Origin of the sequence: Mycobacterium sp. E136, assembly GCF_001666865.1 — a bacterium.
GTDB lineage: Bacteria > Actinomycetota > Actinomycetes > Mycobacteriales > Mycobacteriaceae > Mycobacterium.
Genome location: NZ_LZJE01000240.1, coordinates 1 through 9,175 on the forward strand (window position 1 = coordinate 1; position 9,175 = coordinate 9,175).

Here is a 9,175-nt window from a genome sequence, read left to right on the forward strand (position 1 = left end):
CGCTGGCACCCGTGGCCGAGGTGCTGCGCACCGACGAGTGGGTGCTGCACGCCGCCGACCAGGATCTGCCGTGCCTGGCCGAGCTCGACATCCGGCCGATCAGCGTGTACGACACGGAGTTGGCGGGCCGGCTCGCCGGCTACGAGAAGGTCAATCTCGCCGCGATGGTGCAGCGCCTGCTCGGGCTGCAGCTGATGAAGGGCCACGGCGCGGCTGACTGGTCCAAACGCCCACTGCCCGACGAGTGGCTCAACTACGCCGCACTCGACGTCGAGGTGCTGATCGACCTGCGTGACGCCGTCGCCTCTGTCCTCGAGGAGCAGGGCAAAACCGACTGGGCAGCACAGGAATTCGAGCAACTGAAGAACTTCGAGGCCGCACCGACGCGACGCGACCGCTGGCGTCGTACATCGGGGATCCACAAGATCCGCGACCCGCGGGCGCTGGCCGCCGTGCGCGAACTGTGGACCACCCGCGACCACATCGCCCAGCGCCGTGATATCGCGCCGGGGCGCATTCTGCCCGATTCGGCGATCATCAACGCGGCCACAACCGACCCCGACACCGTCGAGAAGTTGACCGCGCTGCCGGTGTTCGGCGGTAACCGGCAGCGCCGCAGCGCCAAGGTGTGGCTCGACGCGCTCGCCCGGGCCCGCACGACGCAGGATCTACCCAAATCGCAGGAGCCGTCGAACGGCCCCCCGCCGGCATCCCGCTGGGCCAGGCGCAAACCCGAAGCCGCCGCTCGACTGGAGGCGGTGCGCGCGGCGCTTACCGAAGTGTCGCAGCGGGTTTCGGTGCCGACAGAGAATCTCCTCTCCCCCGACACCGTACGCCGGTTGTGTTGGGACTGGGAACCCGTCGACGACCGAGCCGCCGTGATCGAAACGTTCCTGCGCGACGCGGGTGCGCGGCCCTGGCAGCGGGAGCTCACCGTGGCCCCGCTTGCCGAGGCACTGGCAGAGGCCGACGCCAAGCTGGCCCAGCAGCCGGCAACTCCCGACGACAAATGACTTCTGGCTCTAGCTAGCCGCCCACCTTCTCGACGTGGGCGAGGAAGTGCCGCAACACTTCTTGCGGAGCCTCCAGCTGGGGCCAGTGGCCGATGTCGTCGGCGAGCATCACGACGTCGGCCTCGGGAATCACCTCGGCGTACCGACGCGCCATGTGAGCGCCGGAGTTGGGGTCGATGGGCCCGTCGATCAACCGCATGGGGACGGCGGTTTGACGCATCGCACGCACCCAGCGGTTGCGATGTGTATAGCGGTCGGCCAGGAAGCGTCCGACCTTGTGCAGTACGCGTTTACCGTCGTTGAACTCGAGGATCTCGTGAAACCGCGTCATCAGCTCGCGCGACGGTTTCGTGTTGGGCCCGAACATCTCGTTGATCGTCGACTCCAGCACCTTGCGCGACAACGAACTGCGCCCCTGCAGCGGGCTCATCAGGTCGCCCAGCGGAGTGCCTGACATCAACTTCTGCATGGTGCGTGGCGTGTAGGCCTCGTTGAACAACCCGCCGTTGAGCCAGGTGATCGACTGGTACCGCACAGGGTCGTAAGACTGATCGCCGAATTCGCTGCGCGCCAACAGTTCCTGGCCCACCGAATCGCCCAGGTCGTGGGCCAGGACGTGACACCGCTCGACGTTCAGGTGCTCCAGCAGGGCCTCGTGCATGTCGGCGTGATCGAGCACCGAGTAGTCGTAGGCGGCCGGTTTGGCCGAGAAACCCATCCCGATCATGTCCGGCGCGATGACGGTGAAGTGTTCGGTGAGCGTCGGCCAGATCAGCGACCAGTCCCACGAGTTGAACGGATAGCCGTGGACGGCGAGAAGGGTCGGCGATTGGCCGAGTGGCAGGCCGTCGACACGGTAGAAGATCTCGAACCCCAGGTAGTCGAAATAGTGTCCCGCGGCTTTCCAGCGCTCCAACTCGGCGTCCATCGTCGCAGCCTAACTGGCTTTTCTTGGATTACGGGGCGGCCGTCACCTGAACTGGCGTGCCAGAAACGGCGTCGAATCCGGCAGCGAGGCCAGCACGGTGCCGCTGTGGTCCTCGTCGGGGTACACCTTGAGCGTGACGTCTTGTCCGTTGGCGGTGAGCTCATCGGCGAATCGCAGCGTGAGATCCGGCGGGACGTCACGATCGAGCAGTCCGACGCCCAGGAAGATCGGCCGGTCGTATCCGTCGGCGGGGATGCCCATGTAGGTGTCGATGGCTTCCGTCGCCCCGGGGATCGATGCCAGGGGTGCGGAGAAGAACGAGGGCAGGCTCGCATCCGTCAACGCGGCGGAAAGCTCGGCCAGACACTCGGTTTCGGCGCGATCGGCGGCCGCGCGGCCGGCCGGGGTGAGTATGCGGTCGAGGTCGAGCTCGGGGTGCGCTTCGCGCAACGCCGCGACGATGTAGGCGGTGTAGGCGTTGGCCACCGGCCCCAGCTTCGGGGGCACGGCCATGTCCGGCCCCGCCTGTTTGACGATGTTCTCGACCTGCGCCGGCGTGCCGGTGGCGACGACGCCGCGGAAGTCCAGACCCGAGCCGGCGCTGAACTCGGTGGCCCACCGGGCGGTGGCGACCGCTGCGGCCCCGCCCTGCGACTGGCCGACGACCGCCCACTTCGGCGACAACGGCAGGCCCAGACCGTGGGTGGCGATCACCGAATCCACCACGCCGCGTGCGGTTGTGACGCTGTTGAGGTAACTCATCAGGTTGGGCGTGCCGAGGCCGGCGTAGTCGCTGCCGACCACCACGTAGCCCTGGTCGAGCCAGTGGGTGAGATACGCGTCGTCGCGCTCGCTGCGGGAACGGGCGGACGGCGTGCAGTCGTCGCCGAGGCCGACGGTGCCGTGCGCCCATGCCACGACCGGCCATCCGCCCGGCGGCGGAGGCGTTTTCGGCGTGAAGACGGCGGCCGTGCTCACCGCCGGGCGCTCGTGCTGGTCGATCGTGGCGTACAGGATCCGGTAGGCCGACGCCGCGCCGGCCACCGCCAGCGACGGGTCGAGTGGCACCGATTCGATCAGTGCGCCGGGCGCCGGGATCGGACCGCCGTAGCTTCGTACATCCAGGTTGGACCACTGTGGCGCGTCTGCGGGTGCTACGCCTGGGGTCGCCACCAGGCCGATCGCGATCAGCAGTGCGACAGCCAAAACGCGAACCAGCCCAGCGAGTTTCATTGCCACAGCCTATCGAGCGAGCACGCACGCTCGCCGGACAGGGGGCGACGGCTAGTCGAGTCGCTCGCTGACTTCGGTTTCGTTCACGGCGGCGCCCTGCGCGGCGACCCAACCTGTGATCTGACGTGCCACCGTGCGATCGGTCAGTCCGACCTCGGCGAGCACCTCGCCGCGCGACGCCTGCGCGAAGAACTCCTGCGGCAGTCCGACGTCGCGGCAGGGCACGTCGATCTCGTTGCGGCGCAACGCCGCCGAGACCGCCGACCCGATGCCGCCGCTGACGCCGTTGTCCTCGAGCGTGACGACGAGCTTGTGCTTGCGGGCCAGCGCGGTGATCGCCTCGGACACCGGCAGCACCCAGCGCGGGTCGACGACCGTCACACCGATGCCCTGGTTGCGCAACAGCTCCGCGACCGCCAACGCCATCGACGCGAAAGGTCCCACCGCCACCAGCAGCACGTCGTCGCCGAGCCCCTCGGCGGGTACGGCCAGCAGGTCCACACCGTCACGCCGCTCGACGGCCGAGATGTCCTCACCGACATCGCCCTTCGGGAAGCGGATGGCGGTCGGGCCGTCGTTGACCTCGAGGGCCTCGCCGAGTTCCTCGCGCAGCCGGGAGCCGTCACGCGGCGCGGCAACCCGCATACCGGGCACAATGCCCAGCATCGACAGGTCCCACATGCCGTTGTGGCTGGCGCCGTCCGGGCCGGTGATCCCCGAGCGGTCCAACACCATCGTCACGGGCAGCTTGTGCAGGGCCACGTCCATCATCAGCTGGTCGAACGCCCGGTTCAGGAAGGTCGAGTAGATCGCGACGACCGGATGCAGACCGCCCATCGCGAGCCCGGCCGCCGACGTCATCGCATGTTGTTCGGCGATGCCGACGTCGAAGAACCGGTCAGGGAAGCGCTGGCGGAACGCGCTCAGCCCTGTCGGGCCGGGCATCGCCGCGGTGATCGCCACGATGTCGCGGCGCCGCGACGCGTAGCCGATCAGCGCCTCGGAGAACGTCGACGTCCAACCGGGACCGGGGACCGACGTCGCCAGCCCGGTCTCGGGGTCGATGACGCCACACGCATGCATCTGGTCGGCCTCGTCGTTCTCGGCGGGCGGATATCCCATGCCCTTGCGGGTGACGACGTGCACGATCACGGGCATGTTGAAGCCACGGGCGCGGCGCAGCGCGACCTCGACGGCGTGTTCGTCGTGGCCGTCGATGGGGCCGACGTACTTCAGGCCCAAGTCAGTGAACATCACCTGCGGCGCCAGCGCGTCCTTGATGCCGGCCTTGATGGAGTGCATGCACTGGTAGCACACCTCGCCGATTACGGGGACCCCGCGCACGGCCTTGCGGCCCTCCTCGAGCACGCGTTCGTACCCGGGCTGCAGCCGAAGGCCAGCGAGATGCTCGGCGAACCCGCCGATGGTCGGCGCGTAGCTGCGCCCGTTGTCGTTAACGACGATCACGACCGGCCGCCGGGCCGCCGCGATGTTGTTCAGCGCCTCCCAGCACATGCCGCCGGTCAGCGCGCCGTCACCGACGACGGCCACTACGTGGCGGTTGCGGTGCCCGGACAGCTCGAACGCCTTGGCCAGACCGTCGGCGTAGGACAGCGCCGAACTGGCGTGGCTGGATTCCACCCAGTCGTGCTCGCTCTCCTCTCGGGAGGGATAGCCCGACAGGCCGCCCTTCTTGCGCAGGGTGGCGAACTCGTGGCTGCGGCCCGTCAGCATCTTGTGCACGTAGGACTGGTGTCCGGTGTCGAAGATGATGGGATCGTGCGGCGAGTCGAACACCCGGTGCAGCGCGAGCGTGAGCTCAACGACGCCGAGATTGGGGCCGAGATGCCCGCCCGTGGCAGCCACCTTGTGGATCAGGAATTCGCGGATCTCACGTGCTAGATCGCTCAGCTGCGACTGCGATAGGTGCTGCAGATCAGCGGGCCCGCGGATCTGTTCAAGCATTCGTTCAGTCTACGCACGGCCGTCGTAGTCAGTCCTGCCGAGCTTGGTAGATGTCGGGCACACCGTCGTGGTCCGTGTCGGCGGTCTCCTGCTCGTAAATCACACGATATTGCCTGTTCCGCAGCCTCAACAGGACCGCAGCGAGGGCCGCGGAGACCAGCGACCCCGTCAGCACCCCGATCTTCACGAATTCGTCACGTTCGGACCCGATCCCGTAGGCCAGGTCGCCGATCAGCAGGGACACGGTGAAACCGATACCGGCCAGCATCGCGATGCCGAGCACGTCGATCCACCGGATCGCCGAGTCGAGGTTGGCGCGCGTGACGGCCGCCAGCACCCGGGTGGTCAGGAAGATCCCGACCGGTTTCCCGACGATCAGGCCCAAGACGATGCCGAGCGTGATGGGGTCGGTCATCGCCTCGGTGAACCCGGTGTAGCCGCCGATGTTCACCCCCGCGGCGAAGAAGGCGAACACGGGTACCGCGACGCCGGCCGACAGCGGGCGCAGGCGGTGTTCGAAGTGCTCGGCGAGGCCCGGCCCCGCGTCCGGTCCGCCCGCGGCCTCCGAGCGGACCACGGGCACCGTGAAGCCGAGCAACACGCCAGCGACGGTGGCGTGGATGCCCGATTCGTGCATCAAGGCCCAGGTGGCCAGCGCGAGAGGGATCAGCAGCCACCACGACCGGATGCGGCGCTGCACGCACAGCGCGAACAGGGCGAGCGGCGCCATCGCCGCCGCCAACGCGGGCCAGTTGATGCCTTCGGTGTAGAAGACGGCGATCACCAGCACCGCGAGCAGATCGTCGACCACGGCGAGCGTCAACAGGAATGTACGCAGGGCGGACGGGAGGTGTGTGGAGATGACGGCGAGCACCGCGACGGCGAAGGCGATGTCGGTCGCGGTCGGGATGGCCCAGCCACGGAGGGCGCCGTCGCCGACGTGGGCGGTCACCGCGACGAAGATCAGCGCGGGCACGACCATCCCGCCGACGGCGGCGGCGATGGGCAGGGCGGCGCGGGCGGGGTCACGAAGGTCGCCGGCGACGAACTCGCGTTTGAGCTCCAGCCCGACCACGAAGAAGAACAGCGCCAGCAGCCCGTCGGCCGCCCAGGTGCCGACCGTCAGGGTCAGGTGCATGCCGAACGGTTCGCCGCCGACCTCGAGATCGCGCAGGGCGAAGTAGCTCGCCGACCACGGGGAGTTCGCCCAGACGAGGGCGACGGCCGCGGCCACCAACAGCAGCGCGCCGCCGACGGTTTCCTTGCGCAGGATCGAGGAGATGCGATCGGTCTCGGACCACGATCCGCGCGAGAACAGCGTCCGCTGTGCGAAGCGGCGGAGTGGACTAGAGGTCACGGCGGGTCCCGATCTGTGTTTCGCGGTCGACAAGCAATCGCCGACCAGACTTCCCGGCACACCTGTCGCCCAACGTATCAACGCGACGTGCGCCCCGCAGCGGTGGGCGTCTCGGCTAGCTTGAACCGCAATGATCGTCGAACGTCAGAGCACCGTCGACGCGCCCGCCGCGCGGGTGTGGGAGCGCATCGTCACGCCGGAGGGCATCAACGACGAACTGCGGCCGTGGATGACCATGTCGATGCCCCGCGGTCGCAAGGATCTGACCGTCGACACCATTCCCGTCGGCGAGCCCGTGGGCCGTTGCTGGATGCGGTTGTTCGGTGTGCTGCCGTTCGACTACGACCATCTGACAATCGTCGAATTGTGGCCCGGCCGTGGATTTTACGAGGAATCGACGATGTTGAGCATGCGGCTGTGGCGGCACGAACGCAGGCTGGAGCCGGCGGGCGAAGGGCGAACCGTGGTGCGCGATCGGCTCACCTTCGAACTGCGCACCCCGCTGCGAGTGCTCACTCCTGTGATCGCTACGGGTATCGGGGCGCTGTTCGGGCACCGCCAGCGTCGGCTGGCGCGGTACTTCGGCTGATCGTCAGATCGCGATGCGGCGCGGTCGGTCGGATCCGGGCCAGACGTAGTCGAGATCGTCGGGCACGTCGGGAAAGAACCGGCGGTAGTGCTGCGGGTCCTTGCGGACGAGCACCGATTGATGGCTGCGGTGAAACGTCGGATCGCCGAGCCACGGCGGCACCTCCCCCGCCGTTGTCAATTCGTCCTGGGTGCGCGCGCTGCTGATGCCGGTCGTGCGGGTGAGGTCGGTGATCATCGTCGTCGCGCACGTGTCGGCGTGTCCCAGCCGGCACCACGCGGCGCAGATGTCGAGCCCGTAGCGGACCAGGGCCTCTTCGTAGCCCGCCCACATCGCCGCCGCGGGGTGATGACGCCAGCCGTAGCCCGGCACGGTCAGCGCGCGCACCACCTGGATGGCCTCGACCCGCTGCTTGCCCAGCCGCTTCGTGTCCAGGACGCGGGCGGTGTCGTCGAAACCCGGGCAGGGCAAAAACGTCTGCATTCTCGGCGGGATACCCGTTTAGCCGCGCGCGAGTACCGCGACGCACTCGACATGGTGCGTCAGCGGGAACGAGTCGAACACCCGCAGCTCTTCCACGGCGTACCCATGCCCGCGATACAACCCGACGTCGCGCGCGAATGACGCTGCTTCACAACCGATGTGGACGATCCGCGGCACCTCGGCGGCTGCCAGCAGATCGATCACCTCGCGACCCGCCCCCGTGCGCGGGGGATCCAAGACCGCGACGTCGGCGCGATCGCGCTGCGCGGCGACCGCTCGGCGCACCGAGTCGGTGATCACCGACACCCATCCCATGTCGCCGAGCGCCGCCCGCGCCGCGCGCGACGAGCCCCGCGAGGTGTCGACCGTGACGACCTTGCCGCTCTCCCCGACGCCTTCGGCCAGCACGGACGCGAACACCCCCGCGCCGCCGTACAAGTCCCACGCCGTCATCCCAGGGCTCAGCCGGGCCCAGCCTGCCACCAGCTCGCTGTAGAGCCGAGCTGCGTCGCGGTGCGACTGCCAGAACGCGGTCACCGGCACGCGCCACGTCCGGTCACCGACGCGCTGCACCGCTTCGTAGTCCCCCTCGACCACCCGGGTCGGGGCCTTGTGGCCGCCGTTGCGCCCTCGCGGGCCGGACTGCACGACGTGACGCGTGCCCTCGTCGTCGATCGCGACGTGCAGCTGCGAGCCGGGCGGCCAGGTCCGCTCGGCCAGCCCGTCGACCATGCCGTGGGGCAGCTGCGCGCAGTTCAGGTCGGTGACCAGCTCTGCGCTGTGAAAGCGGTGAAAGCCGGGCCGTCCGTCGCCGGTGGTGTCCAGCCGCACGCGTGTCCGCCACCCCCTCGCGGCGCCGTCACCGACCGGCTCGGCCGTGGCGTCCGCCTCGTCGCGCCAGTGGAATCCGCCGAGCCGCGCCAACTGGTTGGCGACGACGGCGCCTTTGAGTCCGCGGACCGCCGCCGGCTCGGCGAAGGCCATATCGCAGCACCCTGCGCCGTCCGCTCCGGCAATCGCGCACAGCGAGTCGATGCGGTCCGGCGAGGGCTCGATGACCTCGACGGTGTCGGCGTGCAGGTACTTTCCGCGGTCCGCGACGACCCGCACCCTGACCCGCTCGCCGGGCAGCGCGTAGCGGACGAACACCACGCGGCCGTCGTCCCGCGCCACACAGCTGCCACCGTTGGCGGGCGAGCCAGTGGTGACGGTGAGCTCGAGGCCCGTCGATCCACCCTTGTCTTCGGTCAATCCAGGAATCCCCTGCGCGCGTCGCCCGGTGCCGAATGCGGTTGCAGCGTCTTGAGCCGCTCCGAGGAGCTCAACTGCCACGGCACCGACGTCACCATCACATTCGGCTCGAACAGCAGTCGGCCTTTGAGTCGAAGTGCGCTCTGGTTGTGCAGCACCTGCTCCCACCAATGGCCGACGACGTACTCGGGGATGAACACGGTGACGACGGTGCGCGGCGACTCGCGGCTGATGCGCTTGACGTAGTCGAGCACCGGGCGGGTGATCTCCCGGTACGGCGAGGCGATCACCGTCAGTGTCGACGACGGTGAGACGCGCGCGCTCGTGCACAAGTGGGAGGCCAGCGACATCAGCGT

Annotated in this window: 8 protein-coding genes and 1 pseudogene; 2 read left to right on the top strand and 7 right to left on the bottom strand. The window is 68.8% G+C overall.

Going from position 1 to position 9,175, the window contains the following annotated elements; translation table 11 throughout:
• A partial coding sequence (locus tag A5698_RS15615; RefSeq protein ID WP_068298549.1) for an HRDC domain-containing protein occupies positions 1–1,013 on the top strand: 1,013 nt, incomplete at its 5' end.
• A 13-nt stretch (positions 1,014–1,026) separates the two neighbouring features.
• Here the strand turns inward: A5698_RS15615 and A5698_RS15620 are convergent.
• The 4 genes from A5698_RS15620 to nhaA are packed head-to-tail and all read right to left on the bottom strand — an operon-like array spanning position 1,027 to position 6,496.
• Positions 1,027–1,941 (bottom strand): alpha/beta fold hydrolase, encoded by a 915-nt coding sequence (locus tag A5698_RS15620; protein ID WP_068298551.1) that lies wholly within the window; start codon positions 1,939–1,941, stop codon positions 1,027–1,029.
• Between the two features lie 42 nt (positions 1,942–1,983).
• Complete coding sequence (locus A5698_RS15625; protein ID WP_068298554.1) at positions 1,984–3,174, bottom strand: prolyl oligopeptidase family serine peptidase; 1,191 nt, start codon at positions 3,172–3,174, stop codon at positions 1,984–1,986.
• A 51-nt stretch (positions 3,175–3,225) separates the two neighbouring features.
• Positions 3,226–5,139: a 1-deoxy-D-xylulose-5-phosphate synthase gene (dxs, locus tag A5698_RS15630; protein WP_068298556.1), complete on the bottom strand. Its 1,914-nt coding sequence runs from the start codon at positions 5,137–5,139 to the stop codon at positions 3,226–3,228.
• Between the two features lie 28 nt (positions 5,140–5,167).
• Entirely contained in the window at positions 5,168–6,496 is a 1,329-nt protein-coding gene (gene nhaA, locus A5698_RS15635) for a Na+/H+ antiporter NhaA (RefSeq protein ID WP_068298560.1), read from the bottom strand.
• A gap of 130 nt (positions 6,497–6,626) precedes the next feature.
• On the opposite strand from nhaA, the gene A5698_RS15640 reads away from it, so the two are divergent.
• Complete coding sequence (locus A5698_RS15640; protein WP_068298563.1) at positions 6,627–7,085, top strand: Rv1443c family protein; 459 nt, start codon at positions 6,627–6,629, stop codon at positions 7,083–7,085.
• 3 nt (positions 7,086–7,088) lie between these two features.
• On the opposite strand, the gene A5698_RS15645 is transcribed toward A5698_RS15640, so the two are convergent.
• The 3 genes and pseudogenes from A5698_RS15645 to A5698_RS15655 all read right to left on the bottom strand — a co-directional run.
• Positions 7,089–7,568 carry an MSMEG_6728 family protein gene (locus tag A5698_RS15645; protein ID WP_068298567.1) on the bottom strand — a complete coding sequence of 160 codons (480 nt, stop codon included), beginning with the start codon at positions 7,566–7,568 and terminating at the stop codon, positions 7,089–7,091.
• Positions 7,569–7,586: 18 nt separating this feature from the next.
• The gene (locus tag A5698_RS15650; RefSeq protein WP_068298570.1) at positions 7,587–8,819 is read right to left on the bottom strand and encodes a class I SAM-dependent RNA methyltransferase; all 1,233 of its coding nucleotides are present in this window, start codon (positions 8,817–8,819) and stop codon (positions 7,587–7,589) included.
• Positions 8,816–9,175, bottom strand: a pseudogene (locus A5698_RS15655) (hypothetical protein); the annotation flags it as partial. The pseudogene A5698_RS15655 and the gene A5698_RS15650, both read right to left, overlap by 4 nt.